At 73.5% G+C, this 17,105-nt stretch carries 16 protein-coding genes; 8 read left to right on the top strand and 8 right to left on the bottom strand.

The genetic code is table 11. The features are described 5' to 3' along the window. Positions 1-91: 91 nt before the first annotated feature. Complete coding sequence (locus ABZ930_RS04865; RefSeq protein WP_361541691.1) at positions 92-1,045, bottom strand: arabinan endo-1,5-alpha-L-arabinosidase; 954 nt, start codon at positions 1,043-1,045, stop codon at positions 92-94. A 163-nt stretch (positions 1,046-1,208) separates the two neighbouring features. Here ABZ930_RS04865 and ABZ930_RS04860 point away from each other — a divergent pair, with 163 nt between their 5' ends. The 3 genes from ABZ930_RS04860 to ABZ930_RS04850 all read left to right on the top strand — a co-directional run bounded on the left by ABZ930_RS04860 (position 1,209) and on the right by ABZ930_RS04850 (position 4,164). Then, positions 1,209-1,652, top strand: coding sequence for an Rrf2 family transcriptional regulator (locus ABZ930_RS04860; RefSeq protein ID WP_361541503.1), 444 nt, complete (start codon positions 1,209-1,211; stop codon positions 1,650-1,652). Positions 1,653-1,727: 75 nt separating this feature from the next. After that, positions 1,728-2,942: a globin domain-containing protein gene (locus tag ABZ930_RS04855; protein ID WP_361541500.1), complete on the top strand. Its 1,215-nt coding sequence runs from the start codon at positions 1,728-1,730 to the stop codon at positions 2,940-2,942. Between the two features lie 118 nt (positions 2,943-3,060). Next, on the top strand, positions 3,061-4,164 hold the full coding sequence (locus tag ABZ930_RS04850; RefSeq protein WP_361541497.1) for an exo-alpha-sialidase: 1,104 nt from the start codon (positions 3,061-3,063) through the stop codon (positions 4,162-4,164). A 19-nt stretch (positions 4,165-4,183) separates the two neighbouring features. On the opposite strand, the gene ABZ930_RS04845 is transcribed toward ABZ930_RS04850, so the two are convergent. Continuing rightward, positions 4,184-4,861 (bottom strand): uracil-DNA glycosylase, encoded by a 678-nt coding sequence (locus ABZ930_RS04845; RefSeq protein ID WP_361541494.1) that lies wholly within the window; start codon positions 4,859-4,861, stop codon positions 4,184-4,186. A 211-nt stretch (positions 4,862-5,072) separates the two neighbouring features. On the opposite strand from ABZ930_RS04845, the gene ABZ930_RS04840 reads away from it, so the two are divergent. The 3 genes from ABZ930_RS04840 to ABZ930_RS04830 all read left to right on the top strand — a co-directional run bounded on the left by ABZ930_RS04840 (position 5,073) and on the right by ABZ930_RS04830 (position 7,934). Further along, a complete protein-coding gene (locus ABZ930_RS04840) occupies positions 5,073-6,041 on the top strand; it encodes a BadF/BadG/BcrA/BcrD ATPase family protein (protein ID WP_361541491.1) in 969 nt (322 codons plus the stop codon). 172 nt (positions 6,042-6,213) lie between these two features. Then, positions 6,214-7,152, top strand: coding sequence for a hypothetical protein (locus ABZ930_RS04835; RefSeq protein ID WP_361541488.1), 939 nt, complete (start codon positions 6,214-6,216; stop codon positions 7,150-7,152). 119 nt (positions 7,153-7,271) lie between these two features. Then, entirely contained in the window at positions 7,272-7,934 is a 663-nt protein-coding gene (locus ABZ930_RS04830; protein ID WP_361541485.1) for a class I SAM-dependent methyltransferase, read from the top strand. Between the two features lie 77 nt (positions 7,935-8,011). On the opposite strand, the gene ABZ930_RS04825 is transcribed toward ABZ930_RS04830, so the two are convergent. The 3 genes from ABZ930_RS04825 to ABZ930_RS04815 form a co-directional block, all read right to left on the bottom strand. Beyond that, positions 8,012-9,049 carry a lactonase family protein gene (locus tag ABZ930_RS04825; RefSeq protein ID WP_361541482.1) on the bottom strand — a complete coding sequence of 346 codons (1,038 nt, stop codon included), beginning with the start codon at positions 9,047-9,049 and terminating at the stop codon, positions 8,012-8,014. A gap of 56 nt (positions 9,050-9,105) precedes the next feature. Continuing rightward, positions 9,106-10,233, bottom strand: a complete 1,128-nt coding sequence (locus ABZ930_RS04820) for a nitric oxide synthase oxygenase (RefSeq protein ID WP_361541688.1) — start codon at positions 10,231-10,233, stop codon at positions 9,106-9,108. Between the two features lie 255 nt (positions 10,234-10,488). Beyond that, positions 10,489-11,988: an FUSC family protein gene (locus ABZ930_RS04815; RefSeq protein ID WP_361541478.1), complete on the bottom strand. Its 1,500-nt coding sequence runs from the start codon at positions 11,986-11,988 to the stop codon at positions 10,489-10,491. A gap of 347 nt (positions 11,989-12,335) precedes the next feature. Between ABZ930_RS04815 and ABZ930_RS04810 the strand changes: the two genes are divergently transcribed. Continuing rightward, on the top strand, positions 12,336-13,892 hold the full coding sequence (locus ABZ930_RS04810) for a DUF4832 domain-containing protein (protein ID WP_361541475.1): 1,557 nt from the start codon (positions 12,336-12,338) through the stop codon (positions 13,890-13,892). Between the two features lie 7 nt (positions 13,893-13,899). Here the strand turns inward: ABZ930_RS04810 and ABZ930_RS04805 are convergent, their stop codons facing one another. Together ABZ930_RS04805 and ABZ930_RS04800 are read right to left on the bottom strand one after the other, a co-directional pair. Next, the gene (locus tag ABZ930_RS04805; RefSeq protein ID WP_361541472.1) at positions 13,900-14,271 is read right to left on the bottom strand and encodes a VOC family protein; all 372 of its coding nucleotides are present in this window, start codon (positions 14,269-14,271) and stop codon (positions 13,900-13,902) included. Positions 14,272-14,293: 22 nt separating this feature from the next. Beyond that, positions 14,294-15,343 (bottom strand): aldo/keto reductase, encoded by a 1,050-nt coding sequence (locus tag ABZ930_RS04800; protein ID WP_361541469.1) that lies wholly within the window; start codon positions 15,341-15,343, stop codon positions 14,294-14,296. Between the two features lie 113 nt (positions 15,344-15,456). Here ABZ930_RS04800 and ABZ930_RS04795 point away from each other — a divergent pair, with 113 nt between their 5' ends. Further along, positions 15,457-16,008, top strand: coding sequence for a TetR/AcrR family transcriptional regulator (locus tag ABZ930_RS04795; RefSeq protein ID WP_361541466.1), 552 nt, complete (start codon positions 15,457-15,459; stop codon positions 16,006-16,008). A gap of 8 nt (positions 16,009-16,016) precedes the next feature. Here the strand turns inward: ABZ930_RS04795 and ABZ930_RS04790 are convergent, their stop codons facing one another. Beyond that, positions 16,017-17,069: a hydroxyacid dehydrogenase gene (locus ABZ930_RS04790; RefSeq protein ID WP_361541463.1), complete on the bottom strand. Its 1,053-nt coding sequence runs from the start codon at positions 17,067-17,069 to the stop codon at positions 16,017-16,019. Positions 17,070-17,105: the final 36 nt, after the last annotated feature.

Below are 17,105 nucleotides of genomic sequence, written 5' to 3'. Positions count from 1 at the left end.
CCCCGCACAGCGCCGGGCGTGCGCCGCTATCCGGGTACGGGTGTCCGCGCACCCGGCGGGGACTCGTGCCCACGCCCGGGGCCGAACGGCGTCAGTACGCGACGGGCCACCCGCTGCTCCAGTTCAGGAGGTTGATGCCCAGTTTCGGGGTGCCGTTGTCGTTGCCGTCGTAGTAGTGGTAGACGATCAGGTCGCCGTCCGCGTCGTTCATGATCGACTGACCACCGGGGCCGATGACGCTGCCGTGGGACTCCAGGACCGGGGTGCCGCCGTTGTTCGTGAGGGCGACGCCGCTCTTGTCGTAGTAGGGCCCGGTGACGCTCGTGGCCCGCCCGACCTTGACCTTGTACGTGGAGCCGGTGCCCGCGCAGCAGGTGTCGTAGGAGGCGAAGAGGTAGTAGTAGCCGTTCCGTTCGACGATGTACGGGGCCTCGACGGCCCTGGTGCCGGTCGGCCGGGCGGCCAGGCTGCGGCGAGTGGTGTCGGAGGCGAGCTGCTTGCCGGTCGACGGGTCGATCCGGATCATCTTGATGCCGGTCCACCAGCTGCCGAACGACAGCCACCACGTGCCGTTGTCGTCGACGAAGAGGTTCGGGTCGATGGCGTTGTAGTCGCTGGAGGTCGTGGAGGTGTAGACGACGCCGTAGTCCGTCCAGGAGCCGGGCAGTCCGGTCGTCGAGCCGGCCAGACCGATCGCGGACTTGTTGGAGCCGAAGGTCGAGACGGCGTAGTACATCAGGTATTTGCCGCCGTGGTACGAGATGTCGGGGGCCCACGCCTCGGTCGCGTACGCCGACCACCACGACGGTTTCGTGGTGAAGGCGTCGCCGCCGGCGGTGAAGGCGATCCGGTCGGCGGAGGTGCGGTGGCCGAGGCCGCCGCCGGTCGCGTAGAGCAGATAGCGGCCACCGGAGGTGCGGATCATGGTGGGGTCGTGCACGACGGTGTCGCCGGTGACCCTGCCGGGGTTCGGATAGGCGGACGCGGTCGACGGGAGCAGGGCGAGGACGGCTGCGGCCGGCAGCGCGAGGAGGGTCCTTCTCAGGCGTCGGTGCGTGCGGCTCACGCGGGTCTCCTTGAGTCAGGGGGGCATGACGGTGGGGCGGCTTCGGGAGATGGTTGCCGTGCGGGGGCCGGAAGTTGCCCTCCGTCTTTCGACCGTCACGCCATAACTTGCTTTCCAGATGCAAGATTTATAGCCTGCGGTCATGCGGCTGACGCGATTCACGGATCTGGCCCTGCGCGTACTGATGCGCCTCGCGGTCGAGGAGGGCGAACTGCCCACCACGCGCGAGGTCGCCGGCGCGATGGCCGTCCCCTACACGCACACCGCGAAGGCCGTGGCGAAGCTGCAGCACCTGGGCCTCATCGAGGCACGGCGCGGCCGGGGCGGCGGCCTCGCACTCACCGCCACCGGACGCAGGGCGTCGATCGGCTCCCTGGTGAGGGAGCTGGAGGGCCCGGGCGACGTGGTGGACTGCGACGGCACCACACCCTGCCCACTGCGTGCGGCCTGCCGACTGCGCGGCGCACTGCGCCAGGCCCAGGAGGCGTTCTTCGCCTCCCTCGACCCGCTGAGCGTGAGCGACCTCGTCGCCCCACCCACCGGCCCGCTGCTCCTCACCCTCTCCCCCACGCCCGGCACCGGCTGATCCCCCGACTCGCCACGCCTTCACTCTCCACACCCTTAAATACGACTCTAAGATGCATATTAAGGAGCCCCGCTGATGCTGACCGACCAGTCGAGCGCCGTCGTCCGCGCCACGCTTCCCGTCGTCGGCGCCGCCATCGACGAGATCACCGGGCGTTTCTACGAGCGGCTGTTCGCCGCCCACCCGGAGCTGCTGCGCGATCTGTTCAACCGCGGCAACCAGGCCGCCGGCACCCAGCGGCAGGCGCTCGCCGGTTCCGTCGCGGCCTTCGCCACGTACCTGGTGGACCACCCCGACGACCGGCCCGACGTGATGCTCCAGCGCATCGCGCACAAGCACGCGTCGCTCGGCGTACGGGCGGACCAGTACCCGGTCGTGCACGAGCACCTCTTCGCCGCGATCGCCGAGGTGCTCGGCGACGCGGTCACCCCGGAGGTGGCGCGCGCCTGGGACGAGGTGTACTGGCTGATGGCGAACGCGCTCATCGCGATCGAGGAGCGGCTGTACGCGGAACAGGGCGTCGTCGACGCGAACGTCTGGCGGGACTGGGAGATCGTCGACCGCACCGACGAGACCGACGACGTCGCCGCCTTCGTCCTGCGTCCCGCCGACGGCCTGCCCGCGCCCGGCTTCCGGCCCGGCCAGTACGTCTCCGTCCAGGTCGAACTGCCGGACGGGGCACGGCAGATACGCCAGTACAGCCTCACCGGCGCACCGTCGCCGACGACCCGGTCGATCGCGGTGAAGCGGGTGCGGGGCACCGCCGCCGGCAGCCCCGACGGCGAGGTCTCGTGCCATCTGCACGCACGCGTCGGAAGGGGCGACCGGGTGCGCCTCTCGGCCCCGTACGGGGATCTGGTGCTCGCCGCCGGCACGGCCCCGCTCCTGCTGGCCTCGGCGGGGATCGGCTGCACGCCCATGCTCGCCATGCTGGAGGAACTGGTGGCGACCGGGCACGCGGGCCCCGTGACGGTGGTGCACGCCGACCGCTCCCCCGCCGCCCACGCGTTGCGCGCCGATCACGCGGCCCTGACCGGCAAACTCTCCTCCGCCGGCGCGCACTTCTGGTACGAGGAGCCCGCGGTCCCGGACACGGGCGACGGCGCCGTGCACCACGCGGGCCGGGTCGATCTCACCGACGTACCGATCGCCCCCGGCACCCGCGCCTATCTGTGCGGCCCGCTGCCCTTCATGCGGGCGGTGCGCGAGCAGCTGCTCGGCCGGGGCGTGGCCGCCGCCGACATCCACTACGAGGTCTTCGGCCCGGATCTGTGGCTGGCCGCCGCGTAGCCGACGCTCCGGGACAGACCGGCTGACCTGCGGTGATTACGTGTGCTACGGCCATTGTCAGTGGCCGGGTGCAGACTGGCGGATACCTGGAGACAACGGCGTTTCGGAGGTGTTCGGCATGACTGACGTGCTGCTCGCTGTGGGTACGCGCAAAGGGCTTTTCCTCGGGCGGACGGGCGGGTCGGCGGGAGCGTGCCGCGAGACCTGGACGTTCGACGAGAGCCCCTGTTTCAACGCGCAGGCGGTGTACTCCGTCGCCATCGACACCCGCGGCCCCACACCGAGGCTCCTCGTGGGCGGTGACAGCGCGCACTGGGGGCCGTCCGTGTTCCACTCCGACGACCTCGGCAGGACCTGGACCGAGCCGTCCGCACCGGCCGTCAGGTTCCCGCAGGACACCGGGACCTCACTGGAGCGGGTGTGGCAGCTGCACCCGGCGGCGGCCGAGCCGGACGTGGTGTACGCGGGCACCGAGCCGGCCGCCCTGTACCGGTCCGAGGACCGAGGCACGACGTTCGAGCTGTGCCGCCCGCTGTGGGAGCACCCGACACGGTCCCGGTGGGTGCCGGGCGGAGGCGGCGAGGGGCTGCACACCGTGCTGACCGACGCCCGGGATCCGCGGGCGCTGACGGTGGCGGTGTCCACGGCCGGGGTGTTCCGCTCGGCGGACGGCGGCGCGAGCTGGGACCCGGCGAACTCGGGGGTGTCCGCCATGTTCCTGCCCGACCCGAACCCGGAGTTCGGGCAGTGCGTGCACAAGGTGGCGCGGGACGCCGCCGACCCGGACCGGCTCTATCTGCAGAACCACTGGGGCGTGTACCGCAGCGACGACGCGGGCGGTCACTGGACGGACATCGGGGGCGGCCTGCCGTCGACGTTCGGGTTCGCCATGGCCGCGCACCCGCACCGCGCGGACACCGCCTACACCTTCCCGATCACCGCCGACGCGGACCGGGTCCCCGCCGACCGCCGCTGCCGCGTCTTCCGCACCCAGGACGCGGGCAAGAGCTGGGAGCCGCTGACCCGGGGCCTGCCGACGGGCGACCACTACGGCGTGGTGCTGCGCGACGCCCTGTGCACGGACGACGCCGACCCGGCGGGCGTGTACTTCGGCAACCGCAACGGGGAGGTCTACGCCTCGGCCGACGACGGTGACAGCTGGCGGCAGTTGGCCTCCCACCTGCCGGACGTGCTGTGCGTACGGGCGGCGGTGGTGGGCTGAGGGCGGGGCGAGGACAGGCTCAGGGCAGGCGCCAGTCCACCGGCTCCATGCCCTGGCGCTGCAGCAGTTCGTTGGCCCGACTGAAGGGGCGCGAGCCGAAGAAGCCGCGGTCCGCCGACATCGGCGAGGGGTGGGCGGACTCGATCGCCGGAAGGTCGCCGAGCAGCGGCCGCAGGTTGCGGGCGTCGCGGCCCCACAGGATCGACACCATCGGCCTGTCGCGGGCCACCAGGGCGCGGATCGCCTGCTCGGTGACCTCCTCCCAGCCCTTGCCGCGGTGGGCGGCGGGCTTGCCCGGGGCCGTGGTGAGCGCACGGTTGAGAAGCAGCACGCCCTGTCGCGTCCACGGCGTCAGGTCGCCGTTCGAGGGGCGGGGCAGGCCCAGGTCGGAGTGCATCTCGCGGAAGATGTTCTCCAGGCTGCCCGGCAGCCTGCGCACCTCGGGAGCCACGGCGAAGCTCAGGCCGACGGCCATCCCCGGCGTGGGGTAGGGATCCTGACCGACGATCAGGACCCGGACGTCGTCCAGGGGTTGCTGGAAGGCGCGCAGGACGTTCGCCCCCGACGGGAGATAGGTCCGACCCGCCGCGATCTCGGCCCGGAGGAACTCCCCCATCGCGGTGATGCGTTCGGCCACCGGCTCGAGGGCCTGCGCCCAGCCGGCTTCGACAAGTTCGTGCAACGGTCGTGGTGCCACAGTCCGTCACCCTACTGGTCCACACGGACACCCCGGGCCCGCGGGGCGGCTGCCCGACCCCCGCACGGAAGCGAACGGCCTCACCGCTACCCTTCCTCGTGTCCGAGGTCATCGAGCCGGTCCAGCATCCCAGCGGGCCGGCCCTCACGAAGGCGGGGAGCCCGTTGCGTACGGCGATCGAGCCACTCCGCCACCCCGGCCGGAGACTGCCGTGAGCGCCGCCCGGGTGCTCGGGGTCGACTCGGGAGGTTCGGGGCTGCGGGTCGCGCTCGCCCCCGCCGACGGTCCCGCCGAGGCCACCACGGCCGTGTCCCGCACGCCGGTGCGCACCTCCGCGGCCGGGATCGACGCCGCCGACATGATGGATCAACTCCTGCCCATGGTGCGGTCGTTGCTCGCCGACGCGGGCGCCCCGACGGACGCGCCGGCGGCGGTGGCCGTGGGCGCCGCCGGGATGGCGACGCTCGGCGACGACCTGCGGGCCGCGCTGCCGGACGCGATGCGGCGCGAACTGGGCGTCGGCCGGATCGCGTTGGCCGGCGACGCCGTGACCGCGTACGCCGGGGCGCTCGGGCAACGGCCCGGGGCGGTCGTCGCCGCGGGCACCGGCATGATCGCCCTCGGCAGCGATCTCACCGGCTGGCGGCGGGCCGACGGCTGGGGGCATCTGCTCGGCGACAGCGGCGGCGGCGCGTGGATCGGCCGGGAAGGGCTCGACGCGGCACTGCGGGCCTTCGACGGCCGCCGCGGGGGCAGCGCAGCGCTGCTCGCGCTCGCCGAGGAGCGGTTCGGGTCCGCCGGTGAGCTGCCCGGCCGGATCTATCCGCGCACGGACCGTCCCGCGGCGCTCGCGTCCTTCGCGCCCGACGTGGCCCGGTGCGCGACGGACGGTGATCCGGTCGCCCGCGAGGTGCTGCGCCGCGCCGCCGCGCACATCGCCGAGGCGGCGGCCGCGGTGTGCCCGGCGGACGGCGGGGAGGTCGCGCTCACCGGCGGCCTGTTCCGGATGGGCGAGCCGCTGCTCGCCCCGCTGCGCGCCGAACTCGCCGAGCAGTTGCCCGGGGCCACCGTGACATCCGCCACCGGCGATCCGCTGCACGGCTCCCTGGTGATCGCCGCGGCCCTCGCCACGGACGGGCTGCGACTGCCGTGCGACGGCCGGCTGCTGGCGGTGGCGTAGGGGGCGCCGGGGTGCCGACGGCCCACGGGGTTGACGGGAACCCCCGCGGACCAGGGCACTTGAACCATCCGCAACCGCCCATCCGTAACCGAACGGACAATCAAGGACGGATACCGCTCAGCTGGGCCCTGACCGAACATCGGGACCGGTCGAGCCAGTAGCATGCGGCGCCATGAGCTCCCCCCAAGGGCCTGCTTCCGGCCTGCCTGTACGAATGCCGCGACCCCGACAGCCCGGACGGCACCGCCGTCCGGAACCGGTGGCCGCCCCCGAGGGCGCACCGTCCCTCGTCCTCGCGGTGCCGGGCACGCCCAGCGCCGCGACGCGCATGCTCGCCGACGAGGTCGTGAGCATCGCGCGCTCCGAGCTGCCCGGCCTGGACGCGCGGGTCGCTTTCGTGGAGGGGGAAGTCACCGACTTCCCGGTCTCCGCCGAGTTCCCCTCGCTCGCGTCCGTGCTCGCGCACGCGGCGAAGGAGCGCGGCAGCCGTTACGAGCAGGCGCTCGCCGCCGGTGTCGAGGGCGTCAAGGAGCCCGAGGGCCCCGTCGCCGTCGTCGTGCCGCTGCTCGCGGGTCCGGACAACGCGCAGGTCCGGCAGATCCACCAGGGCATCGCCGACAGCCGCGTCGCCGCCGAGCTGACCGATGTGCTCGGCCCGCACCCGCTGCTCGCCGAGGGACTGCACGTGCGGCTGTCGGAGGCGGGGCTCGCCCGCGCCGACCGCGCCCGGCTGTTCACCGTGGCCACGGCCGCCGACGGCATCATTCTCGTGACGGTCGGCGGCGAGGAGGCCGTGCAGGCCGCCGGGATCACCGGCATGCTGCTCGCCGCGCGTCTCGCCGTGCCGGTGATGGCCGCCGCGCTCGACGCCGAAGGCGCGGTCACCGCGATCGCCGAGCAGCTGCGCGGGTCCGGGTCGCAGCAGCTGGCGCTGTCGCCGTACCTGATCGGGCCCGAGCTGGATCCGTCGGTGCTGGAGGCCGCCGCCAAGGACGCCGGGTGTGCCGCCGCGGAGCCGTTGGGGGCGTATCCGGCGATGGGGAAGCTGGCGCTGGCCAAGTACACCGCCGCGCTGGGGATCACGCCGCAGCCGGTCGCCTCCGGCGGCTGACCGGAGCTTTCTGTACGGGGCCCGGGCTGTGCCCGGGCCCCGTTCCCTTTTTCGGCTCGCCCCGCGGGTTCGTCCCCGAACGCCGGACGGGCTTGGAGTGCTTTCTGTAGCGTCGTGTCATGAGCAGCGACGACGCGGCACTCATGGCGGAGCAGATGGCCTACTACCGTGCGCGTGCGCCGGAGTACGACAGGCCGTACAAGGACCGGGCCGACCTGCGGGAACTGCTGGCCGGGATCGACGAGTTGCCCGTCCGTGGGGATGTGCTGGAGCTGGCCTGCGGGACCGGGCAGTGGACCGCGCTGCTCGCGGAGCGGGCCGCGTCCGTCACCGCCGTCGACGCGTCGGCCGAGACGCTGGCCATCGCCCGGGAGCGGGCCGGCGGGCCCACCGTGCGGTTCGTCCAGGCCGATCTGTTCACGTGGGAGCCGCCGCGGCGCTACGACACGGTGTTCTTCGGGTTCTGGCTGTCGCACGTGCTTCCGGACCGGTTCGCGGAGTTCTGGCGGTCGGTCGGGGCCTCGCTCGCGCCCGGCGGCCGGGTCGTCTTCGTCGACGACGGGCCGTCCGAGGCGATCCACGAGGAGTTCGTGGCCGACGAGTCCGGGCACACGGCACTGCGACGGCTGGGCGACGGCAGCGCGTACCGCATCGTGAAGGTGTTCCGCGGCGCCGAGGAGCTCACGGACCGACTGGCCGCGCTCGGTTGGTCCGTCGAGGTACGGCAGGCCGCCGGGAGCTTCCTCACCGGCGTCGCCGTCCCTTCGGACGGGCAGGGTTAGGGCCTGTCCGGCGGATCTTGTCGCGGGCGCGGGGTCTGGCACGCCGCCCGGCTGCGACCTGATCCGCCGGACAGGCCCTAACCGAACACCACGCACGACGCCGCGGGCACCCGCACCGAGCCGCCCCGCACCGGCACGCCCGTCTCCGGGGCCACGGTGAACCAGGTGACGTCACCCGAGCGTTCGTTGGCCGCGTAGAGGAAGCGGCCCGAGGGGTCCATGGCGAGGTCGCGGGGCCAGTGGCCGCCGCAGGGAACCGTGGCGAGGAGTGTGCCGGTCTCGCCCGTCGGGTCCAGCGAGAACACGGAGATGACGTCCTCGCCGCGGGTCGCCGTCCACAGGAAGCGGCCGTCGGGGGCCACGACGAGCTCGGACGGGTAGGCGTCCCCGTTCGTGCTGTCGCCGGGCAGGACGAGGAGTTCGGTGAGCGGCTTGAGGGAGCCGTCGGCGGCGTCCCAGCGGCAGACGGTGAGGGTGGGGGTGAGTTCGTTGAGCACGTACACGTACGCGCCGGAGGGGTGGAAGGCGAGGTGGCGGGGGCCCGAGCCGGGGCGCAGGGCCGTCTCGTGGTGGAGGGTGAGCCGGCCGTCGGTGAGGGCGCAGACGCGGACCGAGTCCGTGCCGAGGTCGACGCTGACGGCCCAGCGGCCGCTCGGGTCGGGCACGACCTGGTGGGCGTGCGGAGCCTGCTGGCGCTGCGGGTGCGGGCCGGAGCCGGTGTGGCGCAGCACGTCGCGCCCGGCCGCGTCGGGGGTGCCGTCGGCGCGCAGCGGCAGTGAGGTGACGCTGCCCGAGTTGTAGTTGGCGGTCAGGACCCGGTCGCCCCACACGGCGAGGTGGGTGGGGCCCGCGCCGTCGACCGGGGCGGGCGGGGCGGCGAGCCGCACCGGGGTGGTGTCCGTGCGGAACGCGGCGACGGCCCCTTCGCGGGTCTCGCTCACCGCGTACAGGAGCCCGCCCGCGAGGGCGAGGTAGGAGGGGTCGGGCAGGGTGTCCGTGGCGTCGAGGACGGTCAGGGAGCCGTCCCTGGCGTTCAGTTCCGCCGTCACGATGCCGGGGCCGCCGGCCGCCGTGAACGACCCGATGTACGCCCGTGCTGCCTGACTGCCGCTCACTGCTTCCCCTTTCGGCCGCGGGCCCGGTGCCCGTGCGGCCGACGGTAGCAGTCGGTCTAGACCAGGTCGCGCCACGGAGGGCGGTGCCGCGCGGGGACCGCGTCCTCGCCGCGGGCCCGTGCGTGGGCCTCGGGGTGATGGACGAACGTCGGGGTGTGCTGCACGTCGTCGTAGGTCCGGTGGAAGACGGGGGTCGCCGAGCCGGAGAGCGGCGGGACGATCCACGACCAGTCGGCGCCGACGGTGCGGCCGCGGGACTCCTCGCGTGCGAGGTGGGTGAGGAAGCGGACGGACTCGGTGTGGTGGTCGGTGATGGTGACGCCCGCGCGGTCGAAGGAGTGCAGGACCGAGCGGTTGAGTTCGACGAGCGCGCGGTCCTTCCACAGGGAGCGGTCGGTCCGGGTGTCGAGGCCGAGCCTGCGGGCGAGGTGGGGCAGCAGGTTGTAGCGGTCGGTGTCGGCGAGGTTGCGGGCGCCGATCTCCGTGCCCATGTACCAGCCGTTGAAGGGGGCCGCGCCGTAGCAGATGCCGCCGATCTCCAGGCACATGTTGGCGATCGCGGGGACCGCGTACCAGCGCAGGCCCAGCTCGGCCCACCAGGGCAGATCCGGGTGCTCCAGGGGGACTTCGAGGATCGCGTCCGGTGGGAGGGCGAAGAGGCGGGGCCTGCGGTGCGGGGCCTCCTGGACGACGAGGGGCAGCACATCAAAGGCGGAGGCGGAGGCGGATGCGGTACTCGGGCCGCGCCAGCCGAGGTGCTGGGCGTACGCGGTGAGGCCGGCGGCGCGCGGGTCGCCGATGACGTGTCCGTCGCGCTGGACGTATCCGGCGTAGCGGATCAGTTGCTCGTTCCAGATGCGGGGGCCGGGGCGGCCCGGCCGGTCGGGGGCGAAGACGGTGACGAGCGGGCGGATCCGGCCGCCGGGTGCCGCCTGCCGCAGATGGTCGGCGCAGGCGGCGGCGATCTCCGCGGCGGAGTCGACGTGGCGCAGGTCGCGGACGGTCAGGGAGCGCCAGTAGAGGCGGCCTATGCAGCGGTTGGCGTTGCGCCAGGCGAGCCGGGCGCCGTGTTCGAGTTCCTGCGGGGTGTGCGTGTACGTGCCCGTGGCCGCGAGTTCCGCCTCGGCCTCGGCGATGCGGCGGGCCGGGTCGCCGAGCCCTTCCTCGGCGTGGTGCTGCCGGATGAAGGCGGCCGCGGCCTCCCTGGTGTCGGCCGCCGGGGCCCGGCGGACGGTGTGCTCCGCCCGGCCGTGGGCGCCCTGGGCCGCGGCGAGCCAGCCCTCGACGTCCTGCGACGGTTCGGTCCTGCGCAGGTTGCTCGGCACGGCGCACCCCCAGCGGTTCGGCCGATGCGAGACAACCACACCGCGGACCCGGCGGGCGGCGGGTCACGCACCTACGGGGAGCGTGCGGAACTGTTCGGCAGCGCGCGGCCGCGATTACGCGCCCAGGGTCGCGCGCCCGGCTCCGCGCAGCGGCACCGCGAGTTCGGCGAGGGCCCGCTCCAGGGCGTGCAGGTGGGCGAGGACCGGCGGTTCGGCGTCGGCGGTGTGCGGCGCGGCCACGACGGCGTGGGGCCGGCCGGCGGGGACGGTGAGCGCTTCGACGGCGCTCTCCACGCGCCGGCAGGCGGCGGCGAGCCGGGCGTCGTGGGAGGCCTCGGGGTCGGCGGCGACCGCGGCGAGGCCGCGTACCTCGTGGGCGCACGCGTCGAGCAGGGCGAGCACCTGCCGGGCCCGGCCCTTGCGGTGGCGCAGGGGGCTGAGCGGGTGCACGAGCGGGGCCAGGGAGAGGCGGACGCGGCCGAGGACGGCCTCCAGTTCGGCGACCCGGGGCGCCGGGTCGGCGTCGTGGCCCGCCAGCCGGGCGGCCGCGTCGGCGGTGCAGGCGTGCACACAGCGCAGCGCCCGCTCGACCCAGGCCTCGGTGACGGAGTGCGTGGTGACGGGCAGCACCAGGACGACGGCGAGGGCGGCGCCCAGGGCACCGACGGCCGTCTCGCCGACGCGCAGCGCGAGCAGGGCGGGGTCGAGGACGCCGAGCAGCCCGTAGAGCATGCTCGCCATCACGGTCACGGCGAGCATCATCCACGTGTAGGAGACGTGCGCGGTGTAGAAGATCCCGAAGACGCTGACGGCGATCACCGCGGCCGCGACGACCGGGTCGTGGTGCAGCGGCACGGCGACGGCGAAGCCCAGCACGATGCCGAGCACCGTGCCGAGGAAGCGGCGGAAGCTGCGCACCACGGTCTCGCCGCGCGAGGCCGTGGCGACGAACACCCACCAGGTGGCGCCGACGGCCCAGTACCAGCGCTGGTCCGAGAGGAGCTGTCCGGCGGCGAGCGCGAAGCCCGCGCCCACCGTGGCCTGCACGGCCTGCCGGGTGGTGATCCGGCGCAGACCGGTCCCGCCGGTCGGCGCGGCGACGGCCGCCGGGGCCGGCAGCCGTCGCTCGTAGCACCAGACCCCGAACCGGACGGCGGCCGCGGCCCCGAGCGACAGGAGGACGGCCGCGTACAGCTCGGGGAGCCGGCCGGGCGCGATGTGCAGGAACTGGGCCGCGAAGAAGGTCATGAAGCCGAACACGCCGAGCGAGTGGCCCCGGGGCCCCCAGCGCCGGGCGTACACGCCCGCGCCCACGACGCCGAGGAACGCCAGGTCCCGGGCGAGGGGCAGGTCGTGCAGGAGCGCGGCGAGGGCGAGCACCGGCAGTCCGACGACCGGCAGCAGCGCGGTGGTGACCGCCTGTCCGCGCACGGTCGGGTCGGTCACCGTGAACAGGGCGAGCAGCGCGGCGAGCCCACCGGTGACGGCCGCCGCCAGCGACTGCCCGGCCGCCCCGCACAGAGCCACGGCGAGCCCGATGCCCAGTACGGCCCGGCTCGCGAACCGCAGCCGCATGCGGCCCGGGTCCGGTGCCGCGAACGCCCTCTTCAGCACGTTGCCCCGCCCCTCTTCCATGTCCCGTTGCCGGTTCCGTACGCACATGAGAAAGGCGCCGCGGAGACCTCTCACCGGTCCGCAGCGCCATCGATACGTACATCTCAGCAGTTCAAGGGCTCTTGGTTCAACAGAGGGCGAAAGTCCTGGGCCAATGGCACACCACGGAAAAGGGACCGTCGGCCGCGATCGGGCCAACGGTCCAGCGCCCCGCGAGCGTCAGCGCGAGTGCGGCTTCGTGTGCGACTTATGTGCGGTCGACTATCCGCTCTTGTCCCGCACATCGCGGCGGGCCGAGTCTTCGGTGCGACAGCGCACGTACGCACCTTCATCAAGGGAGCAGACGCATGTCCTCTTCGGGACGGTTCAGCCGACGGAGCGCACTGGGGCTGGGGCTGGCGGCGGGGGCCTCGGCCCTCGCCCTGCCCGCGACGAACGCGGCCGCGAGCGCGCGGGCCACCCCGGGGCACTGGCCCCACGGGGCGACGCTCGCGGCGAAGTCGTTCACCGCCGACACCACGACGGTGCTGCGCAACCCGCTGAACGGCTTCGCGCTCTACGGCGACACGACGTTCCCGGACGACTTCTGGTCGGTCCGCGACGCCATCAGCGTGCCCGGCGTGGGCGACGTCCGCGCCTCCGACTACGCGTCGACGTTCTATCTGCGGATCGCCTGGTCGCTCCTGGAGCCCGAGGAGGGGGTCTACGGCTGGGAGACCGACGACAGACTCAAGGCGGCGCTGGCCACGGCGCGCGAGCGGGGTCTGAAGCTGGCCTTCCGGGTGGTCGTCGACAGCCGTGACAAGGCGTACGACTTCACGCCCGCCTTCGTCCGGGAGGCCGGAGCCGCCGGTTACGAGTCGCAGTCGGGCAGCAGGACGCTGTGGTCGCCGTACCCGGACGACCCGGTCTTCCAGGAGAAGTTCGGCGCGTTCGTGCGGGCCTTCGGCGCCGAGTTCGACGATCCGGAGCGGGTCGATTTCGTCGACGGCTACGGGCTCGGCAAGTGGGGCGAGGGGCACTCCCTGAAGTATCTCGACGCGGCGAGCCGGGAACCGGTGCTGCGCTGGGTGGTGGACCTGTACGCGGACGCCTTCCGGAAGGTGCCGCTCGCCATCAACTACCACCGCCTGATCGGCACGCCCTCGGACTGGGGCGCCGCCGACCCGGACAGTGAGCGGCTGCTCGACATCGCCGTGGACAAGGGGTTCTCGCTGCGTCACGACGCGTTCGGGATGACGACCTACTACGGGGACTGGGAGCGCGCGTACGCGGCGAAGTGGCGCTACCGGCGGCCGATCCTGATGGAGGGCGGCTGGGTCACGACCCAGCACAGCTATCAGGACGACCCGCGCGGCTACCAGAACGTGGGCGACGTCCGGCAGGGCGAGTTCGACGACTCGGCCGAGGCGCACGTCGCCGCGCTGGACTTCCGGGTCGGCGAGACCGTGTCGTGGTTCACCGAGGCGTTCGGTCTGGTCGAGCGGACCGTCGCCGAGGCCGGGTACCGGCTGCTGCCCACGTCCGTGGCGGCGCCGGCGACGGTGGCGGCGGGCGGCACCGCCCGGATCGACCACACGTGGGCCAACCTGGGCTGGGCGAACCTCCCCAACGACGTACCGCAGTGGAAGCGGAAGTACCGGCCCGCCGTCGCCCTGCTGACCGCCGACGGCCGGGCCGCGCACGTCTTCGTCGACACCGCGGCGGATCCGGGCACCTGGCTGAAGGACGCTCCCGGCAAGCACACCTTCCAGGCGTCTCTGGCCTCCGTGGCCAAGGGCGCCTACCGGTGGGGCGTCGCGCTCGTCGACACCGCGCGGGGCGACACCCCGGGCATCCGCCTGGCCACCGAGGAGGAGACGGTGGGCGGCTGGCTGGTCGTCGGCCGGGTGACCGTGACGTGACCCCGCTCTAGACCGGGATGAGCGTGGTCACGCAGAACGGGTGGCCCGCGGGGTCCAGAAGCACCCGCCAGCGGTCGGGCCCCGGCTGATCGGCCGCCTTCGTCGCCCCGGCGGCGAGCGCGCGCCGCTCGGCCTCGTCCAGATCGGTGACGGCCACGTCGAGATGGAACTGCTTCGGCAGCCCGTCCGGCCACTGCGGCGGACGGTGGTCGGGGACGCGGACGGTCACCAGGAGAAGGCCGTCGAGCGCGACCGCGCAGAAGGCGTCGGTGTCGACGGTGATCTGGCCGCCGAGCATCGTCGTCCAGAACGCGGCGAGCGCGCGGGGGTCGGCGCAGTCCAGGGACACGGATCCCAGTCGGCCCACGGATCGGGTCATGAGAACTCCTCGGAAGGCGGGGTCAGACGTTGGCGTAGCCGGCGATGCTCGCCTTGATGCGGTCCATCTCCCGGTCGTCGGACACGCCCTGGAAGTCGTACCGGGGCGTGTACGGGGCCTCCAGGCGGCGGGCCTCGTCGTCGGTGAGGGTGAGGTCGAGGGAGGCCACGGCGTCGTCGATCTGCTGGATGGTGCGGGCACCGACCAGGGGCGCGGCGACGACCGGGTTGCGGCGCAGCCAGGCCAGGGCGACCTGGGCGCGGCTGACGCCGTGCGCGTCGGCGATCGCGCCGACCTCGTCGACGATGAGGCGGTCGCTGTCGGCGGTGGCCCGGTAGAGCAGGTCGGCGAAGGCTCCGTCGGTGGCGGCGCGCTCCCCCGCCCTGGCCTGGTCGAAGGGGCGGGCGAGACGGCCGCGGGCCAGCGGGCTCCACACCATCGTGGCGACGCCCTCGTCGGCGCAGAGCGGCAGCATCTCGCGCTCCTCCTCGCGGGCGAGCAGGTTGTAGTGGTCCTGCATGGTGACGAAGCGGGCCCAGCCGTTCCGCTCCTGGAGGTGGAGGGCCTTGGCGAACTGCCAGGCGTACATGGAGGAGGCGCCGAGGTAGCGGGCCTTGCCCGCCTTCACCACGTCGTTCAGGGCCTCCAGGGTCTCCTCCAGCGGCGTCGCGTTGTCGAAGCGGTGGATCATGTAGACGTCGACGTGGTCGGTGCCCAGGCGGCGCAGGCTGGCGTCGATCTCGGCCATGATCGCCTTGCGGGACAGACCGCCGCCGTTCGGGCTGCCGGGGCGCATGCTGTGGCGGACCTTGGTGGTGATGACGACGTCGTCGCGGTTCGCGTAGTCCTTCAGGGCGCGGCCCAGGATCTCCTCGCTGGAGCCGTACGAGTACATGTTGGCGGTGTCGAAGAAGTTGATGCCCGCTTCCAGGGCGTGCTTGATGAGGGGGCGGCTGCTCTCCTCGTCGAGGGACCAGACGGGGTGGCCGCGGTCGGGCTCTCCGTAGGTCATGGCGCCGATGGCGACCGGGGAGACGTCCAGGCCGGTGCGGCCCAGCTTGATGTAGCGCACGAGGGCTCCTAGTGTGGAACGAACAGTAAACGGAGATGTCTCCGATTGACTCTTCGACCGTAACGGAGAGCTCTCCGGTTGGCAACCGGAGACGTGCTTCACCAGGAGGACCCATGCCCGAGGCCGCGCGGCAGCGCGCTGACGCCCTCAAGAACCGTGAGGTGATCCTCCGGGTCGCCCACGACGTGCTCGCCGAGTCGCCGGCCGCCTCGCTCAACTCGATCGCCAAGCGCGCGGGCGTGGGCCCCGGGACCCTCTACCGGCATTTCCCCACGCGTGAGGCGCTCATCCTGGAGGTCCACCGGCAGGGCATCGACCGGCTCGTCGACGCGGTCGACGAGACGCTGGCCGCGCAGCCGCCGCTGGAGGCCCTGCGCAGCTGGTTCACCACGCTCACGGCCTATGTGCGGATCAAGCACGGCCTCGGCGAGGCGCTGAACTCGGCGGCGGCGCAAGAGGTCATCAGCGCCTCCTGGCCCCCGGTCAGCGCGGCCGTCGGCCGGCTCCTCGACGCCTGCGTGGAGGCCGGCGAGGTGCGTCCCGGGCTCGACCCGGTCGACGTCATCATGCTGCTGAGCTGTCTGTGGCGGACCCCCGACACCCCGGAGGGCACCGCGCAGGCCCAGCGTCTGCTGGACCTCGCCGTCGACGGGTTCCGCCCCTGATCGGACGATCAGGCCTGGATCGTGAACTCCTGGTGGCTGATGGGGTCCAGGAACGCACCGGTCGTCGTGAACGCGACCGTCTCGCGGACCGCGTTGTGCGCGAGACGCCCCAGTTCGTTGCCGACGGAGCCCGCGATGTGCGGGGTGATGAAGGTGTGCGGCGTGCGGCGCAACCGGGCGTCGGCAGGCAGGTGTTCGGGTTCGGTGACGTCCAGTACGGCGGCGATGTCGCCCCGGTCGAGGCGGTCGGCGAGCGCCTCCTGGTCGACGAGGGCACCGCGCGCGGTGTTGATGAACGTGGCCCCGGGCCGCAGCAGTTCGAGGAGCGTGCGGTCGATCATCTGGCGCGTGCCGGCCAGCAGCGGGGCGTGCAGGGAGACGACGCCGCTCGTCTCGAACAGCTCGGGCAGCTCGACGTGGCGCACGCCGAGCCGGGCCGCCTCCAGGTCGTCGAGGTGCGGATCCGCGACGACGAGCCGCACGTCGTAGGCGCGCAGCCGCTCGATGACGGCGCGGCCGACCCGGGAGGCGCCGACGAGACCGACCGTGATGCCGTGCGCGCCCACATCGGGCCAGTCCGCCTCCAGGTCCACGGAGCCCGCGCCCTCGCGCAGCCGGTCGGCGGCGGTGAAGGCGCGTTTCGCGGCGAGCACGATCATCGCCACGGTGTACTCGGCGACGGGAACGGCGTTCGCCGCGGCGCTGGAGGTGACCGCGATGCCCCGGGCCCACACCTCGTCGTCGACGACGGGACGGACGGTGCCCGCGGAGTGCACGAGGCCGCGCAGGCTCGGCAGCAGGTCGAGCCGGTCCGCGTCGAGCGGCGCCGTCCCCCAGCCGGTGATCAGCACCTCCGCCTGGGAGAGCAGTCCCCGGTCCGTCGGGTCGGCGGGGTCGAGGGGGCGGTCGGCGAGAAGCTTGACCGAGCCGGACGCGTGCAGCGCGGCGACGTCGTCGGGCCGGAAGACGCGGCGGAACGTGGACTCGGGCATCGCGAACGCCACGGGGACGGTCGGACGGGGACCGGCGGCGGGCGGCGCGGACCTCGGGGGCGGCGTCATGATGGCCTGCCTTTCGGGGAGTTGACGGCGCCGGCG

This window comes from Streptomyces sp. NPDC046716, from assembly GCF_040645755.1.
Classification (GTDB): Bacteria; Actinomycetota; Actinomycetes; order Streptomycetales; family Streptomycetaceae; genus Streptomyces.
Note: the sequence above shows the minus strand (reverse complement) of the source record. Positions and strands in the feature narration are given on the sequence as shown.

Coding starts and splice junctions, on each gene's coding strand:
- ABZ930_RS04810 (WP_361541475.1), top strand. CDS start 12,336: ATGTCCTCTTCGGGACGGTTCAGCCGACGGAGCGCACTGGGGCTGGGG.
- ABZ930_RS04830 (WP_361541485.1), top strand. CDS start 7,272: ATGAGCAGCGACGACGCGGCACTCATGGCGGAGCAGATGGCCTACTAC.
- ABZ930_RS04835 (WP_361541488.1), top strand. CDS start 6,214: ATGAGCTCCCCCCAAGGGCCTGCTTCCGGCCTGCCTGTACGAATGCCG.
- ABZ930_RS04850 (WP_361541497.1), top strand. CDS start 3,061: ATGACTGACGTGCTGCTCGCTGTGGGTACGCGCAAAGGGCTTTTCCTC.
- ABZ930_RS04855 (WP_361541500.1), top strand. CDS start 1,728: ATGCTGACCGACCAGTCGAGCGCCGTCGTCCGCGCCACGCTTCCCGTC.
- ABZ930_RS04790 (WP_361541463.1), bottom strand. CDS start 17,069: ATGACGCCGCCCCCGAGGTCCGCGCCGCCCGCCGCCGGTCCCCGTCCG.
- ABZ930_RS04795 (WP_361541466.1), top strand. CDS start 15,457: ATGCCCGAGGCCGCGCGGCAGCGCGCTGACGCCCTCAAGAACCGTGAG.
- ABZ930_RS04860 (WP_361541503.1), top strand. CDS start 1,209: ATGCGGCTGACGCGATTCACGGATCTGGCCCTGCGCGTACTGATGCGC.
- ABZ930_RS04805 (WP_361541472.1), bottom strand. CDS start 14,271: ATGACCCGATCCGTGGGCCGACTGGGATCCGTGTCCCTGGACTGCGCC.